The organism is Flavobacterium sp. ZT3R18, from assembly GCF_007097385.1.
Lineage (GTDB): Bacteria > Bacteroidota > Bacteroidia > Flavobacteriales > Flavobacteriaceae > Flavobacterium.
Genome location: NZ_VJZS01000018.1, coordinates 23,290 through 43,892 on the forward strand (window position 1 = coordinate 23,290; position 20,603 = coordinate 43,892).

Sequence of the window (20,603 nt, forward strand, 5' to 3'; positions counted from 1 at the left end):
TTGGGGATTAACCACTTGATTGTAGTATCAAAAATACCAACTTAACTTGTGAGAACATAGATTGTTTTTTTTTTAAATATACTTTTTAAACTTCGGAACATATCAGTGAAAAAGTGGGGGATTTGGAATTTTTGCTAAGGTATTGAAAATAATTTCGTGCAGAATACGTAAAAAACATAAAGACCGTATTTTTTTTGAAACTAAATAAATTAGTAGTTGTTCCGATTGTTTAACTACGTTCGCAATAACGTTAACGTTTGTCTTTTATGGTTTTGTCGTAAGCGATAAGGTTAATCATTTCCCTCAATCGGCTTCGTACTCGATTGCCATATTGATTTTCGATTTCGGTTGCGGATAGGTTGGTGGTAATGTGAGTTTGTAGTTTTTTGTTTGTGAATAGTTCGTAACGGCTTAATAGGATTTCTGCCATAACGTTGCATTCGTTTCCGAAATATTTAAGGTTGTTTTCGGTACCTAAATCATCGAAACAAATTGTTTTTGGTTCGGATTGGTAGAGTTTGCCTTTGCTGTATTTGTGGATGATTTCATAGCCGTCCTGGATAAATTCGAAACTGATGTCCCGGCACGGTTTAACGAAAAATTTGTGCTCGGTAGGAGTGAGGTGTTTCATTACATTCATTAGTGACGTTTTGCCACAGCCGACTGGGCCAGATAGCATAATTCCCTTGTTGAGGTTGATATTGAATTGAAAACAAGTTGCTTCATCTTTCAGGAAATACGCAATGAGTTTGAAAATAATGGGATGGTCATTTTCAAGGATTTTGAAATGATTTCCGTATAGTTCAACTCCTTTTTTTCGAGCCAGATGATTACTTCTTCGTAGTTGTAGTGGGATTTTATTTCTGTTTTCATAATTCAGGGTTTAACCGCAAAGTGCGCAAAGGTTGAATGCGAGGTTCGCAAAGAGTAAAAAAATATTTCATAGCCACAGATTAAAAAGATTAGCACAGATTTTTTATTGGCTTCTCGATACAATTTTTAAGTGAAAAACTTAAAAATCACTCGAAGTGACGCTTCAGGTTTTACCACCCTGCCCTGCCGGGCACCCCTCCAAAGGAGGGGAAATTATAAGGGTTCTGCATAGTTTTTGTCGGTTGGGGTGTTGAGGTGTTTTGCTCTGTTTGGTTTTTCATTGGTGCTGAATTTGTTTGCGTTCAGCATCCAGTTTTGCGCAGCAGCTGTCCAATCGACCATTGGGGTTTTGCCACCAACAAGCCAGCCGTTGCTGGAGAAGTAATTGAAGAATTTTTGTGCTTCGAGTTCCGGGAAGTTTTGTTGCTGGAAATATGTTTTGATTTCCCCGTTTGTTGGCTTCTCGGCTGCGCTCGAAGTGACAAACTTTTGCCGACTTTTTTCAGTTTGTTTTTCATTGGTGTCCGCGAATGGGAAAGGCATTTCTTTTTTCGCGGAACTTTTTTCTTTTTCTTTTTTTTCTTCTGAGAATAAATTATCATTTTCAAAATTTTGGGGTTGCTCATCCAAGTTTAAAATATTTAAATTGTTTGTTTTGTTTATATAGTTTATAGAAGGTACCAGCGCTTGTTCAGTGCCTGTCCCAGCACTTGTTCCTTGCTTGTTCCGAACCTGTTCAGTATTTGGCAAAATTTTTTCGCTGTTGTTTGCTCTTTTTTGGACTGGTTTTAAGTCTTCTGAAAAATTGAAAAGTATAACCATACTGCCTTTATATGGATTGAAGGAGGGTTCATATTTGAGGTATCCTTTTTCGTTTAGTTCTCTCATGCACTTGTGATAGGTTGCTTTGGAACAAATCTTACTGATGCGCATCACCTCATCTCTGGTTATGCTTATTGGATTTTTAAAACGATTTATATTCCAGAATTGGAATAATGCAATATACAAACTGATATGAGTAGGGTTGAGGTTTCGGTCTTGGACTATTCGGTCGAAGAATCCGGTTAGGTGTTTTATGTAGTTCATTGTTTTACTTGATGAGGTTATCATTTCGAAAAGCTTCTCGATACAATTTTTAAGTGAAAAACTTAAAAATCACTCGAAGTGACGTTCGTCGACAAGCTTAGGTTCGATTATTATTTGAATAGGTTTGGGAAAGCACTGACTTTGTTCTTTTCCAGTAATTTATCAATGTCTTGATTGTCGTAATACATAATGCCACCAATTTTGGTATAGGAAAGTGTTCCGTTGATGCGGAGGTTTTGAAGTGTTCCGGGGGAAATGTTTAGAAGCTCCCGTACTTCAGCAGATTTTAACCATTTTTTGTTTTGGGTTGTGGTTTGTGATTCAAATATTTTTTTGATTTCCTCTAAAAGTTCTTTTTTGAATTCGATCAAATCTTCTGTTGTGATAATTGTTGCTGCCATTTTAATGTGTTTTAAGTTGCTGTTAATTTTATAGCTCTATTGTGTTACAAAATTGTTTGCTTTTATTTGTTTTTTATCCCCATGGCTTTCGTAGTACCGAAGTAATTTAACATTTCGGCATTTTTAAAAGAGTGTTTTGAGGCTTGTTTGAGTTTTACTTTGTGGGGCTTGTGTTTCTTCTTATAAATGCTATTCAAAAAACCTCACCCCTCCCGATAGTTATGGGGACTCTCCAAAGGAGAGGGAGTCAAAATCGTAAAAACACAAGTCATTTATTGTATTTCAAAAAAATATTCTAAATGAAAAGTGCATCGATGCATGTTAGCGATTATTGCTAAAGAATAGGATTCACTAAAGAGGAGCTTTTTATATACTCAGGGTTTACAAATTTGTTTTTTGAGGTGTAGTATCTATCGTCAAATCTAAAACATTCTATTTCTTCGGTTTTGCCATGGTAAAAACAACTAACTAAATACTGATTTTTAGGATCAAAACGTGCGTAAAAATAACGACACTTTTCATTTTTTAAATCCAATTTTGGACTAATCCATTCGAATAATCGTTGGCGTTCTTCTTTAGTTATTTTATGATAATGAATATCGCTTACATCATCGAAAAACATTGACCTTGCGATTGGTCTTGGAGGAATACAGGCTTCTACTAGAAAGGCTAATTCAAAAAAAGCTATTGTGAAATTTGACATATTATAAAATTTAAAAGGGTAGTAAATACAGCAACCACCTCTAATAGCATATTTGTAAAATTGCTTTTAAAGGCGTTGCTTAATTGATATTTTGTGTTTGTAAAATTATCTGAAGGTGCTGTGGTGGGCTTTTGTGCCCAATGATATAACAGTATTTGATTGCTTTAGTTTTCGGAGTTCCGATTGGGTTCCGATTTTCATCATTCGTCTTCTTTGTGGATTTTTTGCTGTAGATTCAGCATCAATTCTTCCAAAAATTTTGTTTTACTGCTTTTTCTATCTTTAATTTCTGAGTAGGTTTTGTAGATATTGTCTATTTTGATGTTGAAGAAATCTTCAAATGAGGAAGCTATTGTATTTATGTCGGCTGCTCCATGGTTTAATGCTCCATTGGAGTATAGGGCATAGATTAATTCGGCTAACGTTGTTTTGGGCGCCGTCCAGAGTAATACTTTGTGTTTTTTTTCTTCAAATAGTGTTGCATTTCCAGCATTGAGTTTTTGCATTGCTTCCCGGATATAATGGATGAAGCGGTACATTGCTTTTACCTTAGCCCAGAGCATGTCATGTGAGGAAGAGAATTCGGGATACTGATAATAATCGGTCATTGGTGTGAAAGGAAAACTATTTCCGGGGTTTCTTGTGAAAAATTGATGATCAATATAAGTGTATCCTTGCTCCATATAATTTACAAAATCTAAATTGCGAGAAAAGAACTTATTGATTTTTCGCATTTCTTTCTCCAGAAACTCTATTTGATAGGATGTTCCCGCTTTAGGTTTGCGTAGTTCACAAGAACGCAGTTCGGTAAAATAGATGAGATAACTCATTGGAAGCGGTTTGGTGTTTTTGAAAAAATCAATTTCGTCGATTGTAGTTTCGAAATCGTTTTGTTCGACTTTCTCTTTCATGTCTGCCAGAGTTTTGTTGCATAAATTAATGCCATCAGTTGCTTTTTTGAGATGATTTTCTTCGGAATTAATGATCGAGTTTATTTTAGTATTAAAATCTTCAATAGTGTTTTTGAACATAGGTTTTTGGTTTAAACCTCACCCCCAGCCCCTCACCGAAGGAGAGGGGAGTGAAAAGTGGATTGATTTATATTTTATGGTTGTAATTAGTTTTAGTTGGCAGGGAGTGTTTTGTCTTCATTTTGAAGGGTTCGTCCATTTAATATTTGATCTTCAGCATACAAATGAAGCACTCCTTCTTTTTTTGCTCCTGAGATTACTTCATCGACGGTATCAATGAAATTGTTGTGTTTGATTTTTGCCGTTTTTTTGAGGGATAAGGTTATTTTATAAATTTTTTAGGAGTACTATTTTTAGGTAAAAATCTGAATAAATAATAAAACTAATGTCTTCTGATTACACAATAATCCGTATGAGATAACTTATAATCCCGATTAGATAATTTTTTGTCTATTTATGGCTAATTGTATTGTTTTGTGTTTGTTTTGTATGATTTTTAATATTTTTTTTGCTAAATTGTGCCGTTTTTATTTTTAAATCTATATAAAAATGATAGATAATTATCATGAGAATGAGTTTGCTCTATTCTGGATTCAGAATGATATTCTTTATTTTGAGTATAAGCCTAATGTTGTCATCAATTTGAAAGCCGCTCAACTTGTAGTGGCAGATCGAATATTAGTGCAAAATGAAAAAGCTTATCCAGTCTTTTGTGATATTCGTGGAATAGTGGATTCTGACAAAGCTGCCAGAGATTATTTGGCTCAATCTGGTTCTGTGCTAACCAAAGCGGTTAGTTTAATAGGAAACGATACTGTCTTATTGAGCATTATGTCTTTTTATATTACAATCAACAAACCACGAGTTCCTACAAAAGTTTTCACTGAAGAATTGGCTGCGCTGGCTTTTCTTGAAACATTTACTTAGAGCCTGTTCTCAACTATTGGACTACTGTTTTATCACTAATTTGAATTTGTTATGCATCAAGAAATTAATCAGAGGCGTATTTATAATATGTCACAAATGCAACTTGAAATGGCGAGGGGCAATTTTTCAGTTCGGATTCCAAGAACTGGGCAAAATGATGAATTGGAGGGATTGGCGGTACTTATGAATATGGCAGCGGAAGAAATGAAGGAATCCGTTTTTCATTCGGGGTTTGTTAATCCGCATTATAACTACAAATACATGGTGCAATCCTCTTTTTTATTGGATGCCGATTTTATAATTAAAAGTCATTATGGAGAGTGCTCCGCTGTTTTAGGGTTCTCATCTGATTTTTTACTTGATAAAGCTTTTAGTAGTTTGCTTGCGGAAGAATCAGTATTGGTATGGAAAACAATAGAGCAAAAAATAGGATTAGATCCCAATTATCATACTATAGTAGAACTTGTTTATAGTACAGAAAATGAATTGTTGGCTCCAGCCTTATGCACTGTTTATGGGTCTCCCCTTAGGTCTGAAATTTTAATTACTACCGTGACAACCGTTGTTGAAGAAAACGTCTTAAAAGAGGTATTGGCTACTTCAAAACATATTACTCAGCGTGTAGGATTCAGTCGTTCTTCTGATGTACAAATGATTCAAGACGTGTATGATTATATTTTAGATCATTTGGATACGCCATTGCCTTCCATGCAAGAACTCGCTCGTGTTTTTGGAACTAATGATTATAAATTAAAGTTTGGATTTAAGCTATTGTTCAAAACGAGCATTTATCAATTTTATAATTCGGAGCGATTGAAAAAAGCCCATTTTTTGATTCAACAGACCACAATTCCTTTGAAAACGATTGCTTTTATGAGTGCATTTGCAACCTATCCTAATTTTTCAAAGAATTTTAAAAAAGAGTTCGGTTATACGCCGATGGATATTAAGAGAGGTTTAAAAGTTTAAGAGTTTAGGAGTTTAAAAGTTAAAGGCTGAATGGTTCATTATTAAAAAAATCCCTTTTAGATAATTTAAGATCCTGATTTGGCAATGCTTATGATTTTATTTTTTGGAATTTTATATCGTAATACATTAATAGTTAATCGATATGAAATTAAGTATCCAAAATAACCGCATTATTCTAAATAGTATTTGTCAGCTCTATATTCTATTGTTTGTTTATGCAGCAGTTAGTAAACTATTGGATTTTGAGAACTTTCAAGTACAGTTAGGACAATCTCCACTGCTTAGTGCTTTTGCCAGTTGGGTTGCTTGGTTGGTTCCGACAATTGAATTGATTCTAGCCTCATTGCTTCTTTTTCCTAAATGGCGTACGATAGCTCTTTTTGCTGCTTTTAGTTTGATGATTATGTTTACGACCTACATTTTTATCATTTTGAATTACAGTTCATTTGTACCTTGTTCCTGCGGTGGAATACTGGAAAAAATGGGATGGACAGAACATCTGATTTTCAATGTCTTTTTTATTGTACTAGCTATCTTGGGGTTACTACTTGAAAAACAACAAAATTATAATTGGATAGGAAGAATGAGACCGTTATCGTATTCTGTCACTATTCTTTTTTCGTTGTTGTTCAGTATTGGAGTGGTGGTTGTTTTATTTCTTTCCTCTGAAGAAATTATGCACCATGAAAATCCATTTATTAGACGTTATCCTCATCATCCTGTGGCATTAACCCATACGGTGGATTTGAAATTCAATTCGTATTATTTTTCGGGATATGCCAACGGTAGAATCTATCTCGGAAATTATAGCGACCCTTTGCATGTTTTGTCTATGGATACCACTTTGCAGCATAGGCAACAATTAAAAATTGGATTTAATCGTACCGAACTCCCTTTTCGAATGGTAAAGATTCTAGTAAGACCTCCTTATTTTTATTTAATGGATGGCAGTGTTCCTTGTGTTTTTAGAGGTACCATAAATAATTGGAAAGCTAACCAAGAGTTAAAGGGCTGTCCACCCTTTACATTGGCGGAACCTATAGATAGTACCACAATAGCCTTTAGGAATAACAATAGTAAAAATGGAGCGCACGTTCTGGGTATTTTTAACTCGGGTAAATTACCAAAAACACGTTATGCAGCAACGTTCTTGCAAAAACAAATCGATGGAATTTTTGACACCGATGGAATGCTACAATACAGCAAATCATTAGACAGGATGGTGTATGCTTATTTTTACCGCAACCAATTTATTGTAGCCGATAAAAATGGATCACTTGATTATAGGGGAAACACGATTGATACTGTAGCCCATGCCAAAATTAAAGTAGCCTATCTTAAAGGGAAAAGCGAGCGGAAAATGGCAGCACCGCCTCTCATCGTCAATGCGCATTCAGCCGTTTGTAATAAGCTGCTTTTTGTTCATTCCAAAGTACCTGGGCGTTATGAGAATCCAAAAGTTTGGGAACAATCTTTCATTATTGATGTGTATGACATTGAAAAAAACAGGTACATGTTCAGCTTTCCTATTTACGAAATAGGAGGTAAAAAACTACGAAGTTTTTTCGTGACTTCAACTCATTTGTTTGTCCTTTTGGATACTCAAATTGTAGTGTATCGTTTGAAAGAACTACTTAAAAAAGAAATAAAAAGTGCAGACAGGAAAAATCCCTAATACCTAAAAATATACTGGCCAGTATCAGGAAAAAGATCGAATACCTGTAGAAAAAAGTAGATCAAGTTAATCTTAATACTTATTTATTATGAAAACGCAATTTTTAAACAAGATGATTCCTTTTGCAGTAGTAGTGATGGGAATTTCAGGAGCCTTTTTGACCACTTCTATGCAAAGTGATTCGAATAGTGCAACTCCTCGTACAGGATACATTAATGGGCCTTTAGGCGCTTGTAGTGTACCCGTAAATTGTAGTGACATCGTTGGGCCAGTTTGTCGCGCCAATGGTGCCACGGGGCAACAGGCTTTTGGTAAAGACAGCCAAAACAATTGTGTAGAGCTTCTTTATCGTCCCTAAAAAGTAAATTTTTAGGACAAACAAAAGGCAATGCAGTTCTGCTATGGAACTGCATTGTTTTTTTTGTTTTTAATGTGATCCATTATCATTTGATTCCTTCATTAATCCATGGGACAGGCAATTCATCTTTAAGATAATACCCAAACCAATCTTGCACCCTTTCCAAGAGATCTTTTTGATTGGGTTGGTTTAGAATAGAATGTTTTTCGTTGGGATAAAGCAACATGATGTGTTTTTTATTGAGTCGGCGTAGAGCCAAATAAAATTCGATACTTTGATGCCAATCGACTTGTTGATCTTGTTTCCCACTCCACAAAAGAAGAGGCGTGGTGATTTTGTCCGCACATGCCACTGGAGAATTACGGTTATAGGCTAGCGGATCTTCGAAAGGAGATTTGGTTATTCGCCATTGTAGATTTTGAAAACGCCACATGTCTGGTTTTCCAGAGTTTCCCCCCACAGTCAGGTACATACTGTTTAGATCTGTGATGGCTCCTCCAGCCGCAGCTGTTGCAAAAAGCCCCGTTTGGGTAATGATAAAGGCGGTTTCATATCCTCCAAAGGAATGCCCGATAAGACCAATTTTTTCAGGAATGACCAAACCACGGGCTATGATTTCTTTTGTTGCAGATATAGTGCAATCTGCCGCTGCAATTCCCGGATTGCCAATTTCAAGCTTAATATCCGGGTACAAAACAAAATACCCTTGGGTTGTAAAAACGGTGATATTTTGACCGTCTTCGGTAAATTGTGAAGGGTTGACATAGTGATGGAGTTCATTAGATTGTTTTTCATAAATATGTACAATCATTGGATACTTTTTTTGAGGATCATAATTGGCAGGATAGAACAGTACCCCTTTTAAATTGATACCTTTTGAATTATAGTATTCTATTAACTCTGATTTTCCCCAACTGTATTTTTCTTGCTGTGGATTACTTTGAAACAATAGCTTTGAAGTAACCGCATTCTTTTGAAATATTAGCTTTGGAGAACGGTCAAAATTCTGTTCCCGATAGATGAAATTCTGTCCTGTTTCGGCATAGGTGAATTGGTCAATGTGATGAGGGCCATAAACAATGGGTTTTTCTTCATGCGCGCTTTTCCATTTAAAATATCCAGACTGTCCATCATTTCCTTCCGCCCTTAGGACAAGCTCTTTTTCCAGATTGATAAAGTTGCTTTTCCAACCGTCAAAATTTTCTTTTAACCCTATGCCGTTATAGGTTTGGGGAATCCTGAACTGAATTTGTTTTTCTCGTCCATGAGTTAATTTTCTAAAGGATGTACCATCGGGTTTTATGGCCCAAATATCGTATTGATCATAAATCAGTATTTCGTCATCATTGGCACTCCAGCCCGGGTTTCCAAAAGCCGAATCTCCATACAATTTTTGTATTTTTCCTTCCAACTGTTCTTTTATATTTAGAGTGACATTGGTGTGTGTCTTAGCGATTATATCATAAACCCACCAATTCTTTTCCTTAAAGTAAGCGATGTATTTTCCGCTGGGAGATGGCAGGATATCTGATGAATAAATAGAATGTTTTCGTAAAAATAGATTTTTTTCTCTCGTGGCAAGATCAACAATATAAAAATCACGAGGGCCTTCGTATTCAAATTGCGGTTCGTAGTCCTGAGGATTCGATAGAATGGCATAGTGTTGATTTCCGTTCAGCATTACTTTGGGAAGTTCAGCTGTTGAAATAGAATCAAAGCGATGTCCCATGGGATACCAAACGGCAAGGTGCGGATATTCTTGGAATTGCCCCCATTTCTGCTGCATCGGGTAAATCCATTTGGCGTTGCCATTCCACAGTTCCACATCAGAATCAGGTTTGGTCTGCTGCGTTGGATTCGATTTTATGGCAAAAAACACTTTTTGGAAATCGTCTGAAATGGACAATTTATAGGTTGAATTGTTGGCTATGTTGGCATCAGTTGGGAAACCCGATTGTGTTTTGGGATCCAAAGAAAATACTGTTTTGTTGTCGAGGTTGTAATAATAAATTCCATTAATAGGAGCTTCAGCAGTTGGACGACTATAAAAAGCAACTGCTTTTCCCGATTCTTCCCACGTGAAGTCCTGAAAACGCTCCTCTCGATCCTTCAAAATCCAAGACCGCTGGCACACTTTTCCAAGGCTTAAAAGGCCTACCGCATTTTTATTGCTCTCGGTAACCCAGTATGCCACATCATTGGCGGTGGTACTTATTTTAAAATCATGTACCCCGTTAATTTTTTCGATTAGAGCCTCTTCGGGTTGTCTGATCAGCAAAGTGTTTTCTCCTGTGATTGGTTTTTTAAGCAATACTAGTTTACTGGCATCAGCGGAAAAAGCATACTGCGTCACATCGGCTATGATTTCCAGTTTTCCGGTTTTTAGATTTAGAAGTCTCAATTCTTGATCCACCTGACAGGCGAACCATATGCTGCCTCCAAAAGAGGCATTGTTTGCTGCGGGAAAAGCATAGGTTTTCAGTGATTCTGTATTCCTGACAAACAAGGTATCTGCACCGCTTTCATAACCCATTCTATAACTGGCCCATTTACCATTGGGTGCTATTTTATCGAATTGTAGTTCTCCCCATAAATGATAATCGGCGGATGTCAGTTGCTTTTTTTGCACCACCTGCCCCCATAAAGGGCAGGTCACTAATGGCAAAATAAAAACTAAAAATGGAATTAACGGTACGCGCAACATTGCAATAACTCTAAACAAAAAAGAGTTCTTGATTTTATTATTTTTTGACTGTATCATCATGATGGTTTTTAATATCCGGGATTCTGCGGACGTAGGTTTGGATTTACACTTAGTTCACTTTGTGGGAGTGGGAAAAGGACATCGGTACTGTCCCATCCCAGTTTTACTCCTGTTAAAGTGTTGTTGATAGTGCCTGAGCGCTTCAGGTCAAAAAAGCGATGTCCGTACTCTGTAAAAAGTTCCCATCTTCTTTCTTGTCCAATGGCGCTGATGATTTGTTGCTGGGTGACCGCCGCAGTTTCTCCTAACCCTGCACGTTGCCTGGTTTTGTTCAAATCTTCTTTTGCCCCGATCAGGTCACCCTGTTGGGCACGTGCTTCAGCCCTGATGAGGTATTGCTCTGCCAAACGAAGTACAATGGAATATTCTACTGAGGACGCGGTAAAGTTGAATTCCTTGTACTTGTAAGGGTGGTGCCAAGTGTTGGTTCCGTCCGTCACTTCACCAATCCAATGGGTTTTTCGCAGGTCATTAGAATCAAAGGAATTGACCAAGTCTTCACTCAAGGCAACCAGTGGAGGAGGGCCAGAAAAGAAAATAAAGGTGTTTGCTTCATCTGTGTTTTTCCCGGCTGTTGCTGGCATTAATTGCCAAATGGTTTCTTTAGACTCTTTCAAAAAAACTGTGTCTATATCATTTCCAAAAACATAGAGACTGGTATTGTTGAGTACAGCAGAAGCAGCATTCGCAGCCTCAGCCCATTTTCCTTTGTACAAAAAGACTCTTGCCAATAGTGCTTTTGGTACATATTTATTGGGACGGATTCGATCCGAATTGGGATATTCTGCGGATAATAAATTTGTTGATGCTTCTAAATCGGCAATGATATGCTCATAGACTTCATCGGTAGGCATTCGGCTTACGCTACTGTTGGTCTTGTAATCGGTAGTGGTGATATAGGGAATATCCCCAAATAGATTCGTCAAGTAAAAATGGAGCAATGCCCGTATAAAAAAGGCTTCTCCCTTCAAACGGTTTTTATCCTCAGGTGTTAATGCCGTTGATGCTTGAACGCCCTCGATTACGGCATTGGCCTCATAAATTTGATTGTAGGTGGTACTCCAAAAATCCAACACAGCAGTATTTGATGGTAGAAGGCTATTGGTGTAAAAATCCAATGTAGGGTCAGCAGGAGCTCCATAACTGATGATTTCATCGGCGTAGTTTCCCAATTGGTTGGAAAGACCATAGGGAGTGCCTGTCAAGAGTCCTTTATCCCTGATTTTGGCGTAAATATCCAAAAGGGCAGCATTGGCTGTAGCTACATCTTCAAAAACGGTGACGTTAGTCAGTTGTGCTTTTGGAAGATCTACTTCTACAAAAGAATCGCAGGAATGAATTCCCATCGTCAAAATCAGAAAGAGGCTCATAACGAAGCGACGAGAAGTGTAACTATTTTGAGTTGATATTGTTATCATGTTTGTACAATTAAAAGGTTAGTTGAACACCAGCGGTAATGACCTTCAAGGGCGGTAAATACCCATAGCTTGTAAATTCTGGATCTCCGTCTTCATACTTGGTAAAAGTCAATAGGTTTTGGCTTTGTACCATAATCTTGCACTGGGTGGTTTTTAAATTCAGTGGGAGATCAAAGGACAGTGCGATATTTTTGAGTCGAATGAATGAGGCATCGCTAATGGCCGCATCACTTTGGCTGTATAAATAATCGGCGGTAACGGCGGCATCATTGTAGCCGATGGTATAGACCTGATATGGGCCAGTATCTCCGGGTTGTTGCCAACTGTTCAACATCTTTGTGGGCTGATTGGACATTTGACCTGCAAAACCCATCGGATAATTTAGATTTTGTTGTTTTACAAATTGAAACAAAAAGTCCAGTTTCCAACGCTTATAACTCAGTTGGTTTTGTAGTCCCCCAAAATATGTGGGATTGAGATCAGCCACAGTTTGCCTGTCATCTGGGAATGAAATTTTACCGTCGTTGTTGACATCTTTAAATTGGTACACGCCTGTTTGCGGATCAAGACCCGTGAATTGGTATACCAATTGAATATTCAATGGCTCGTTGATGCGGTATTGCTCTTTATAGGATGATGCTTCCAAGCCCGGAAAACGCAACAGTTTGTTATGAGCTATTGTCCAGTTCAAACTCGTTGTCCAGTTGAAATTTTTAGTGTTGAAATTGACGGTACGCAAGGTAAATTCCAATCCCGTATTTTCGACGGTAGCATCCAAATTGGACTGCAATACCGAAAATCCAGTGGTTCCTGCGAGTGGAACACCTACCAATTGATTGGAAGATTGATTGCTATACCAAGCTGCTGTTAAAAACAATCTGTCTTGCAAGAAACCGGTTTCAAGCCCTATTTCCATTTTTTTATTGGTTTCCCAACCAAAATCTGGATTGTATAAACGGGTAGGCTGTAGTCCAGTAACACCATTGTATTTGTTGCCTGATGAAGAATAGGTGTTTAAAAATTGATAATCTCCAATTTGGTCATTACCCGTTGTTCCATAACTGCCGCGAAGTTTACCGAAACTCAACCAAGAACTATTTTTAAGGAAAGCTTCATTAGAAAATAACCAAGCGGCGCCAACGGCTCCAAACAGGGCAAACTGATTGCCTGGGCCAAAACGACTGGAACCGTCGCGTCTTCCCGTAAGATTCAGAATGTAACGCTCTTGCCAATTGTAATTGAGTCGTCCGAAAAAAGCCTGATACTTGTAGACTATTTCATCATTCAGTAGTACTCGTACATTGTTGGCTGATGCCAAATCATAGATCAGACTGTTGGAGCTAAAGCCTGTCCCTGATTGAAAAAGGTGCGAAGTAATTTGATTTTGAAACGTTCCTCCCAACAGTATTGCGATTTTGCCTTTTCTTATCTCTTTTTCCCAGTTGATTTGCGGTTCCACTATCCAAGAAGAGCGATTGGTGTCGTTGCCATAAATACCCGAATAGGCGCTGGTGATACCGTAGGAAGGATTGTATATCGTGGAGGGGGAAATACGGCTTTCGGTGTGGCGCAGATCCGTAAACCCGAAACTGCTTTTGAGTACCAGTCCCGAAGCTATTTCATAGTTGAGCACCGTATTGGCCAATAAATCGTTGGTTTTGGATTCGAATTTGGATGCGAGGTTCCGCAATGGATTGTCCCAAGTGCCGCTCTCCCAGTTGAGATCGCCATTGACATCATACAAAGCGGGAGCATTGGGAGGAAGCGCACGGGCATCATAAGTGAAGTCAAATGCGGGTTGGTCATTATCCTGTACCGAATAATTGGCAGAGAGTGTCATTTTGAATTTATTGTCTTCGGAGCGGTGGTTCAGGCTAAACTGGGAACCTCCCAATTTGTACAGGAAATCCCCGGGGAACACCGTTGACTCTGTATGGTAATTCCCGCTGAACAGAAATTGCGTGGTTTCGGATCCTCCAGAAATTGTGCCTTGCAGTTCCGAAATTTGCGATGTTCCTCCTATGAGTTCTTCCTGCCAATTGGTATACCTGTTTTGATCCCAAGTCCCATTAATGTCGTAATCCCACGGTTGATAGGTAACTCCATCATTGGCAAAGGCTTTTGCCCGCATCGACAGGTATTGTTGGGTATTCATCAGTTTCATAAAAAAGGTTACTTGACCTGCTCCGGTTGATGCCGTGATGGTACATTTTGTTTTTCCTATTTTTCCTTTTTTGGTCGTCACCAAAACGACACCATTGGCACCTCTTGAACCATAAATAGAAGTGGCATCGGCATCTTTTAAGACTTCAATGCTTTCTATATTGTCTGGATTAATGTTGTTTAAAGGGCTGGTAACCGTCGGGAAAGTGGTGGAAGTTTGATTGTAGCCAATGGGGTCTGAAGAATAAGGGACACCATCAATGACGTATAAAGGCGCATTGGCACCAGGGCGGATGCTGTTCTGTCCCCGAATTTTTATCTCAAAGCCACCGCCCGGAACACCCGTAGTTTGGGTGATGCTTATTCCCGCCATCCGCCCCTGCATAGTAGCCAGTATATTGGTTACGGGTTGGGTTTCTATACTTTTGGAAGTGATTTTGGAAATACTACCCGTGCTTTGGCTATTCTTTACGGAATAATATCCCGCATTGATTTTGACTTCCTGCAGGGCGGTTGCATCTTCCTGTAGTTGTATGTTTATGACTGAGCGACCATCGATAGGAGTGCTTCTGGTTTTATAGCCCATGAAGGAATACACGAGTATATCTTGCGGGTCAGCCAACATCGAGTATTTGCCATCAAAATCAGTAATTGTTCTAGTGGTTGATCCCTTTATGGTAATTGTCACTCCGGGTAATGGATTTTTTCCATCGGAAACGGTGCCGCTTATTTTTATTTGTTTAAAATGGTTTTGGTTAGCATGAAAAGGCCAGAATGGATTTCGTGCTTGTGCAGAGGGGCTGTATTGGTAGATACCGAAAATAAATAGATACCAAAGTACAGGCCAGCCCTTGTAGAATGAAAAATTTTTCATAATATTGGATTAGTTAAATGAAATGTGAATTTTATTGGCTATGGTCCTCTATTCTAGTTTGTCGACGGGAGTTAGAGGGCCTTTTTTTATTATACATCAAGTCAAAAGGGCAGATGTCTAAAAGGTGGTGTTTATTGATTTTGTTTTTTTATGGCATAGGCAGACGGGTTTTAAAGGGTTAAACCATTGCGAGACTATGAAAATGAAGAAGCGGTGCTAAGAATGTAAGAGGAGAATGTGACCAAAGATTAAAAAAATGGCGCAGAACTCAGCTTATTGACTTGAGGTACTGGAATACCGAGCAACAATAAGTGAGCCCACGCCATGGGACGTGAGCATCGTACTTATCTTCTCGTTGCAAAAATTTCCAGTTTTCAAGTCGAGATTCTAAGCGAATGCTTCAAATATTTTTATATGAAGAAACGCAAATGTATGTAATTGAAAGCAAATATAGTAAAATATTTCATAACGCGCCTCTTCGACCGCATTTATTTTTTGTTAATCATTTTACTTTGTTTAAATGGAGGATATAGACGACATAATATGCGATTACATATATATTAATTGGGTTAAACCTCATAAGTCGCAACGCTCTTTTGGTTTGGATCATAATATTGACGAAAGCACAGTCAGAAAAATAAAAGAAAAGAATTACAATATTCCCGTTAAAACTCTCCATAAAATTTGTGAGGCTAGAAATATAAAGCTTTCAGAGTTTTTTAAGTTATTGGAATTGTAAAATAAAAAGATGCCAAAAAATAGGCATCTTTTTTATTTTTTAGCAATTTCGGATACTTATCAATTCGGGATTAAAACTTATCAATTCAGGATTATTTGAATTCATGCTAAAACAGTAGCCCTCTATGCGTTCTATATTTGAGGTATGGAATGGTATGAAATATTAATCGTGATTGTAATTATCCCGGGGGGAGCTTATATACGAGGGAAGGTGTATGAGTTTAGGAAAAATTATCATTATAATGATAGTTGGAAGAATCGGAAAAGATAAAAGATGCTGTGAGGTGTCTTTTTTTATGCGTAATATTTTTCGTTATATTATGGTAAACCATAATACATAATTAAAACTATTTTGTATGTTTGGTACAGCACAGTAAAAAGCTATAATTTAGCACAAAGTCAACCTTATTTGGGTAGATTTAAGCTATTTTATGGCTGGTATAAATAAGTTGTGCGTCATGCTAAGGGACCTCATCACCAATAACAGACATTAATTATGACATTAAATAAGATATTAGTTTTTATCTTTTTGACAATTTTTTCTTCTTGCAACGGACAAGAAAAAAAAAATACACAAAAAGGTTCAAATACTGCCAAACCAAGCCCTAAAGTAGTAAGAAACTTTAAGGCAGGTGCTATGGCTCCCGATTTTGACACTACATTAGTCAGCCAATATATCAGAAGTATTTTTCAGGATTCGAAAGGAAATTTATGGTTTGGTACATTAGGAGAAGGTGTTGTGAAATATGATGAAATAACGTTGACCTATTTTTCCAATCCTGATGGTTTTATCAACAATACTGTTTATGCTATTAATGAAGATAAAAAAGGAAATCTTTGGTTTGGAACTGACCAAGGAGTTTATAAATATGATGGAAAAACCTTTCGAAATTATAATCAAAAAGATGGACTGAGCCATATAGATATAAGTCGAAAAAGCATCCTTGTTGACAAATCGGGTTCTATTTGGGTAGGCACTCATGGTGGCGTTTTCCGATATAACCCAGCAGCCGATAGAAATAGTGGTCAAAGTTTTTCATTATTTAAGGAACTTCCTCCTATCAATGTTGCTGGCATTATGGAAGACAAAAGTGGCAACATTTGGTTTGCTTCGTCTGAAAATGGTGTCTTTCGCTATGATGGAAAAACAATTACCAATATTGCAGAAAAGGAAGGTTTGGGAGAGAACTATGCGGGAGGCATAGCAGAGGATAAAGATGGAAATATGTGGTTTACTATGAAAAACGGCATTTGCAAATATGATGGAAAAACTTTAACGGAATACACCCCCAAAGACGGATTAGGTGGAACTGAATTTTGGGGCATAATTATCGAACAGTCGGGTATCATTTGGATTACGGCTCGAGGCAGTACTACAAGATTTGACCCTTCAATTCCCTTACCAAATGCGTTTACTGTGTTTACATCTGCAGACGGTTTTACTTGTTGTGTTCAAAGTATGTATCAAGACAGGTCAGGAAATATGTGGTGGGGTGCAGGCCAAGGTCTTTATCGCTTTAACGGCCATCGGTTTTATCAAGTGAAGCAGAATGGCCCGTGGTAGTATTAACAAAATTTGACGACACAAGAGGTTTGAAGGGAAACAGGTGGAAAATAGCACGAACGCACAACAGCTAGTAAGCAATAGTCGGGAATTTAGGCTTAACCAAAATTGGTTTTGTACTTGGAAAAATAGTGATTATCCGAAGTATTAGGATTATTAACCCCGACCATCGCCTACTAGCCAAACGTTAGCCGTCATTGTAAAGCGACACCATAAACATCAACCAACAGAAAAAACTTTGAAAATTTTGTCCAATTTTAAAAACATCAATCGTCATAGAGTTGTAAACAAATAATTTTAACAATTTAAAAAGTAAAAAAATGACAGAATTTATGATGATTTTCAGAAACGATTACAACCCATCGTTTAAACCTTCGCCAGAACAAATGCAAGCAAGCATTAAACAATGGCAAGATTGGATTGGAAGCATTGCAGCACAAGGAAAATTTTTGAGTACAAACCGTTTAGGTTTTGAAGGAAAAACCCTGAAACCAAACAGCGTAATTGCAGACGGACCTTATGCAGAAGTAAAAGAAATTGTTGGCGGTTACATTCTTGTAAAAGCAACTAACATTGATGAAGCTGTGAAATTGGCAGAAGGTTGTCCTATTCTTAACATTGGTGGACACGTAGAAGTTAGAAACGTTTTAAAAATCAACTAATGGCACTACCTAATATTTTTACAGCAGGCGTTTCAGATAAAATAGTTGATAGAATTAATAATTTGAAACCTACAACACAAGCCAATTGGGGCAAAATGAATGTTTCACAAATGTTAGCTCACTGCAATGTTACTTACGAAATGACATTTGAAAACATCCACCCAAAACCAAATGCTTTTTTGAAATTTATATTTAAATTGATAGTAAAGAAGAAGGTTGTTACAGAGTTCCCTTATCAACACAATGGTAAAACAGCACCAGCATTTATTATTATTGGAAATAAAGATTTTGAAAACGAAAAAAATCGCTTGATAAATTACATTTCTAAAACACAAAAATTAGGCGAAAAACATTTTGACAATAAAGTATCTCATTCATTTGGTGTACTTTCAAAAACGGAATGGAGCAATATGTTTTACAAACATCTTGACCATCATTTAACCCAATTTGGAGTGTAGATTTATTAATGGAAAAAGATGAATTAATACCACAACTTTTTAAAACAGAGTACAGAAAAATAATTTCTGTACTCTGTAAGTTGTTTGGTATTGTTCACATCGAAATTGCCGAAGATATTACAAATGACACTTTTTTATTAGCTTCGGAAACTTGGGGTTTAAAAGGTATTCCAGAAAATCCAACAGCTTGGCTATACATTGTTGCTAAAAACAAGACCAAAGACTGCTTCAAACGACACAAAACTTTTTCCGAAAAAATAGTTCCAGATTTTAAGTACAATCAAAAACAAAGCGAAGAAATTGAAGTTGATTTGTCAGTAAAAAACATAACAGATAGTCAATTGCAAATGATTTTTGCCATTTGCAATCCAACGATTCCAGCAGAAGCACAAATAGGTTTAGCATTAAGAATTCTTTGTGGTTTTGGAATTGACGAAATTGCTGAAGCATTTTTGACTAAAAAAGAAACCATCAACAAACGACTATTTAGAGCCAAAGAAAAACTGCGAACAGAAAATGTCAAAATTGAACTTCCGAATGAAAATGAAATAAACAAAAGATTAGAAACAGTATTGACAACGCTGTATTTATTGTTTAACGAAGGCTATCATTCAAGCACACAGCAATCACATTTACGAAAAGAATTGTGTTTGGAAGCAATGCGATTAAACTATTTTCTTATTAAAAATGAAACCACTAATAAACCAATCGTTAACGCTTTAATGGCTTTAATGTGCTTTCATTCATCGCGATTTGAAGCAAGAACAAATCAAATGGGCGAACCTATTTTGTATGAAGAGCAAAACAAGAGTTTATGGAACGAAGAACTTATTGAAAAGGGAAATTTCTTTTTAATTGAAAGTGCAAAAGGGCAAGAAATTTCAAAATACCATTTAGAAGCGTCTATTGCATATTGGCATAGTACCAAAATAGAAAATTCAGGGAAATGGGAAAATATTTTACAATTATACAATCAATTACTGCAAATTGAATATTCGCCAATTACAGCATTGAATAGAACTTATGCAATTTCGAAAGTATTTGGAAAAGAAAAAGCAATACAAGAAGCAATAAAATTAGAATTAAACGAAAATCATTTTTATCATTCACTTTTAGGAAACCTAAATACTGATTTTGATAACAAAAAAGCAATTATTCATTTTGAAATGGCTTACAAACTTGCAAAATCAAATAATGATAAAATGACAATAGAAAACCATTTAAAGAAACTAAAATGATAGAAAATTTACCAACATACATTCCAATTATTTTCGGACTGACAACGGTTGCGACATTACTACTTTTCGTTTGGACAATTAGAAGTTCAAATTCCGAACTGACGAGAAAAAAATCAACATTTATATTTATCGGTTTGACAATTTGGTTGGTTATTCAAGCAGTTTTGACTTTGAACAATATTTACAACACTGACACAAATTCCTTTCCGCCGAAAATAATGTTGATAGGAGTTCTTCCGACAATTTTGACAATTATTATGTTGTTTGCTACTTCTAAAGGCAAACAATTCATTGACAATTTACCACTCCGAAACTTGACGTATTTAAACATTGTGAGAATTCCAGTTGAGATAGTTTTATTTTGGCTTTTTCTGAACAAAGCCATTCCTGAACTTATGACTTTTGAAGGACGAAACTTTGACATTATTGCAGGTATAACAGCACCATTTATTGCATACTTTGGTTTGACAAAACTGAAAATTAGCAGAAAAGGAATTTTGATTTGGAACTTTATTTGTCTAGGGCTTTTAATAAATATTGTCGTGAATGCTTTATTTTCAGCACCTTCACCAATGCAAAAATTTGCTTTTGAACAACCGAATATTGCGATTCTGAATTTTCCATTTAGTTGGTTGCCGACTTTTATAGTTCCAATCGTACTGTTTGGACATTTAACATCAATTAGACAATTATTAAAACGAAAAACGAACGAAAAAACGAACAAAAATAAAACAACGAACGGCTAGCAGGCGTTTGGCAAT

Annotated in this window: 18 protein-coding genes; 9 read left to right on the forward strand and 9 right to left on the reverse strand. The window is 36.8% G+C overall.

Translation table 11 applies throughout. From position 1 onward, the window contains the following. Positions 1-250 precede the first annotated feature (250 nt). From FNW52_RS21175 to FNW52_RS16140, 6 genes are all read right to left on the reverse strand, one after another. The gene (locus FNW52_RS21175) at positions 251-640 is read right to left on the reverse strand and encodes a hypothetical protein (RefSeq protein ID WP_255515619.1); all 390 of its coding nucleotides are present in this window, start codon (positions 638-640) and stop codon (positions 251-253) included. An 89-nt stretch (positions 641-729) separates the two neighbouring features. Continuing rightward, positions 730-873 carry a hypothetical protein gene (locus tag FNW52_RS21180; protein ID WP_255515620.1) on the reverse strand — a complete coding sequence of 48 codons (144 nt, stop codon included), beginning with the start codon at positions 871-873 and terminating at the stop codon, positions 730-732. A gap of 213 nt (positions 874-1,086) precedes the next feature. Further along, positions 1,087-1,959: a transcriptional regulator gene (locus FNW52_RS16125; RefSeq protein ID WP_143378509.1), complete on the reverse strand. Its 873-nt coding sequence runs from the start codon at positions 1,957-1,959 to the stop codon at positions 1,087-1,089. Positions 1,960-2,069: 110 nt separating this feature from the next. Further along, positions 2,070-2,360 (reverse strand): helix-turn-helix domain-containing protein, encoded by a 291-nt coding sequence (locus tag FNW52_RS16130; RefSeq protein WP_143378510.1) that lies wholly within the window; start codon positions 2,358-2,360, stop codon positions 2,070-2,072. Between the two features lie 334 nt (positions 2,361-2,694). After that, complete coding sequence (locus tag FNW52_RS16135; protein WP_143378511.1) at positions 2,695-3,063, reverse strand: hypothetical protein; 369 nt, start codon at positions 3,061-3,063, stop codon at positions 2,695-2,697. 200 nt (positions 3,064-3,263) lie between these two features. Then, positions 3,264-4,094: an RteC domain-containing protein gene (locus FNW52_RS16140; RefSeq protein WP_143378512.1), complete on the reverse strand. Its 831-nt coding sequence runs from the start codon at positions 4,092-4,094 to the stop codon at positions 3,264-3,266. 489 nt (positions 4,095-4,583) lie between these two features. Between FNW52_RS16140 and FNW52_RS16145 the strand changes: the two genes are divergently transcribed. From FNW52_RS16145 to FNW52_RS16160, 4 genes are all read left to right on the forward strand, one after another. Further along, the gene (locus tag FNW52_RS16145; RefSeq protein WP_143378513.1) at positions 4,584-4,961 is read left to right on the forward strand and encodes a hypothetical protein; all 378 of its coding nucleotides are present in this window, start codon (positions 4,584-4,586) and stop codon (positions 4,959-4,961) included. 87 nt (positions 4,962-5,048) lie between these two features. Then, the gene (locus FNW52_RS16150; RefSeq protein ID WP_185966012.1) at positions 5,049-5,930 is read left to right on the forward strand and encodes a helix-turn-helix domain-containing protein; all 882 of its coding nucleotides are present in this window, start codon (positions 5,049-5,051) and stop codon (positions 5,928-5,930) included. Between the two features lie 142 nt (positions 5,931-6,072). Next, positions 6,073-7,605 carry a MauE/DoxX family redox-associated membrane protein gene (locus FNW52_RS16155; RefSeq protein WP_143378515.1) on the forward strand — a complete coding sequence of 511 codons (1,533 nt, stop codon included), beginning with the start codon at positions 6,073-6,075 and terminating at the stop codon, positions 7,603-7,605. Positions 7,606-7,693: 88 nt separating this feature from the next. Then, a complete protein-coding gene (locus FNW52_RS16160; RefSeq protein WP_143378516.1) occupies positions 7,694-7,963 on the forward strand; it encodes a DUF6520 family protein in 270 nt (89 codons plus the stop codon). 85 nt (positions 7,964-8,048) lie between these two features. Here FNW52_RS16160 and FNW52_RS16165 read toward each other — a convergent pair whose 3' ends face one another. The 3 genes from FNW52_RS16165 to FNW52_RS16175 are packed head-to-tail and all read right to left on the reverse strand — an operon-like array spanning position 8,049 to position 15,182. Then, complete coding sequence (locus FNW52_RS16165; RefSeq protein WP_143378517.1) at positions 8,049-10,727, reverse strand: prolyl oligopeptidase family serine peptidase; 2,679 nt, start codon at positions 10,725-10,727, stop codon at positions 8,049-8,051. 8 nt (positions 10,728-10,735) lie between these two features. Next, the gene (locus FNW52_RS16170) at positions 10,736-12,145 is read right to left on the reverse strand and encodes a RagB/SusD family nutrient uptake outer membrane protein (protein WP_143378518.1); all 1,410 of its coding nucleotides are present in this window, start codon (positions 12,143-12,145) and stop codon (positions 10,736-10,738) included. A gap of 10 nt (positions 12,146-12,155) precedes the next feature. Further along, positions 12,156-15,182, reverse strand: coding sequence for a SusC/RagA family TonB-linked outer membrane protein (locus tag FNW52_RS16175; RefSeq protein WP_143378519.1), 3,027 nt, complete (start codon positions 15,180-15,182; stop codon positions 12,156-12,158). Positions 15,183-16,416: 1,234 nt separating this feature from the next. Here FNW52_RS16175 and FNW52_RS16185 point away from each other — a divergent pair. The 5 genes from FNW52_RS16185 to FNW52_RS16205 all read left to right on the forward strand — a co-directional run bounded on the left by FNW52_RS16185 (position 16,417) and on the right by FNW52_RS16205 (position 20,588). Next, positions 16,417-17,484, forward strand: coding sequence for a two-component regulator propeller domain-containing protein (locus FNW52_RS16185; RefSeq protein ID WP_143378521.1), 1,068 nt, complete (start codon positions 16,417-16,419; stop codon positions 17,482-17,484). A 320-nt stretch (positions 17,485-17,804) separates the two neighbouring features. Then, on the forward strand, positions 17,805-18,146 hold the full coding sequence (locus FNW52_RS16190) for a YciI family protein (RefSeq protein WP_143378522.1): 342 nt from the start codon (positions 17,805-17,807) through the stop codon (positions 18,144-18,146). Beyond that, complete coding sequence (locus FNW52_RS16195) at positions 18,146-18,604, forward strand: DUF1569 domain-containing protein (RefSeq protein WP_143378523.1); 459 nt, start codon at positions 18,146-18,148, stop codon at positions 18,602-18,604. The genes FNW52_RS16190 and FNW52_RS16195 overlap by 1 nt, the downstream gene beginning before the upstream one ends. A gap of 8 nt (positions 18,605-18,612) precedes the next feature. Next, a complete protein-coding gene (locus tag FNW52_RS16200) occupies positions 18,613-19,842 on the forward strand; it encodes an RNA polymerase sigma factor (protein WP_143378524.1) in 1,230 nt (409 codons plus the stop codon). Continuing rightward, a complete protein-coding gene (locus FNW52_RS16205) occupies positions 19,839-20,588 on the forward strand; it encodes a hypothetical protein (protein ID WP_143378525.1) in 750 nt (249 codons plus the stop codon). Before FNW52_RS16200 ends, FNW52_RS16205 begins: the two co-directional genes overlap by 4 nt. Positions 20,589-20,603: the final 15 nt, after the last annotated feature.